Origin of the sequence: Ruminococcus callidus ATCC 27760 (genome assembly GCF_000468015.1) — a bacterium.
GTDB lineage: Bacteria > Bacillota > Clostridia > Oscillospirales > Ruminococcaceae > Ruminococcus_C > Ruminococcus_C callidus.
The window spans coordinates 1-1,645 of sequence record NZ_KI260483.1 but is presented as its reverse complement, the minus strand read 5'-3'; the positions used below and the strand labels follow the sequence as shown (position 1 = coordinate 1,645).

Annotated in this window: 1 protein-coding gene and 1 riboswitch; the gene reads right to left on the bottom strand. The window is 51.4% G+C overall.

Annotated elements, in window-relative coordinates; genetic code table 11:
- Window positions 1–159 precede the first annotated feature (159 nt).
- Window positions 160–1,341, bottom strand: coding sequence for a methionine adenosyltransferase (gene metK, locus RUMCAL_RS13180; protein WP_021683473.1), 1,182 nt, complete (start codon window positions 1,339–1,341; stop codon window positions 160–162).
- 82 nt (window positions 1,342–1,423) lie between these two features.
- Window positions 1,424–1,524: riboswitch (SAM riboswitch) on the bottom strand.
- Window positions 1,525–1,645: the final 121 nt, after the last annotated feature.

Here is a 1,645-nt window from a genome sequence, read left to right as displayed (position 1 = left end):
CTGTCGCACAATCTTTGTGCGGTATTGCCTTGACGCAGTGTTTCACTTATATAGACACCGTTCCGGCGAAAAAGTCACACTTTTTTCGAAAAAATTTGCAAAAAAGGCTTTTCTCCTGTTTGGGGAGAAAAGCCTTTTGCATAATGCTTTGCGGATTACTTACTGAAACTTTGCTACAGCAGCCTTCAGTGCATCGACCTTGTCCTTGCGTTCCCACGCAACGCCCAGATCTTCACGACCCATGTGACCATAAGCAGCCAGCTTCCGGTACTGCGGCTTCCGCAGATCCAGCATGCGGATAATGCCGTCCGGTGTCAGCTGGAACACGTCCAGAACTGCCTTGGAAAGGGCTTCCTCGGAAACTGTGCCGGTGCCAAATGTATCCACCAGAACGGAAACCGGATGTGCCACGCCGATCGCATAAGCCAGCTGTACTTCGCAGCGTTTTGCCAGACCGGCAGCCACGATATTCTTGGCGATATACCGTGCAGCATACGCACCGGAACGATCCACCTTCGTCGGATCCTTACCGCTGAATGCACCGCCGCCGTGACGAGCCGTGCCGCCATAGGTGTCTACGATGATCTTCCGTCCGGTCAGACCGCTGTCACCCTGCGGACCGCCGACAACAAAGCGACCGGTGGGGTTGATGAAATACTTGGTGTTTTCGTCCAGCAGTTCTGCCGGAATCACTGCCGGAATCACATAGTGCATCATATCGCGGCGAATGGTTTCCAGCGATACATCTGCGGCATGCTGGGTGGAAATGACAACGGTGTCCACACGAACCGGCTTGTCCCCGTCATATTCCACAGTCACCTGTGCCTTGCCGTCCGGACGGAGATAGGTCAGTGTCTTATTCTTCCGCAGTTCTGCCAGCTTCTTGCAAAGCTTATGGGACAGCGAAATTGCCAGCGGCATCAGTTCCGGTGTTTCGTCGCAGGCATAGCCAAACATCATGCCCTGATCTCCGGCACCCGTTTCGGTAGATTCGCCGCCTCTGGTTTCGATAGCATCGTTAACGCCCATAGCAATATCCGGTGACTGCTTGTTGATCGCCTGCAAAACGGAGCAGGTGTAGCCGTCGAAACCGTACTTGGCTCTGTCGTAGCCGATGTCTACGATCACGTCCCGTGCGATCTGCTGAATGTCCACCTTGGCAGTGGTGGAGATTTCGCCCATGCAGAGCACCATGCCGGTTTCCACAATGGTTTCACACGCTACGCGAGCCTTGCTGTCCTGTTCCAGAATTGCGTCCAGCACTGCGTCAGAAATCTGGTCGCAGATCTTATCCGGATGTCCTTCTGTCACAGATTCTGATGTAAATAAAGTTCTTGCCATAAAATTCTTCCTTTCTGTGTCGTTGGGAAAAGTATCAAAAAAAAGACACCCGTATAGGGTGTCCAAAATTTTTTGTACAAACCCCTCATCTCTCGGTTATACCGCAGGAATTGGCACCGTATCGCATCAGCGATTGGTTGCCGGGCTTCACAGGACCTGTTCCTCCACCACTCTTGATAAGGTATAAGGTATTTTGCAGAGCATTGCTCTGTTTTTATTATACAAGATTCGCGTTGATTTGTCAATAGGAAATTTCGACATTTTCCGTAGATAGGGCAATACCGCACAAAGATTGTGCGACAGA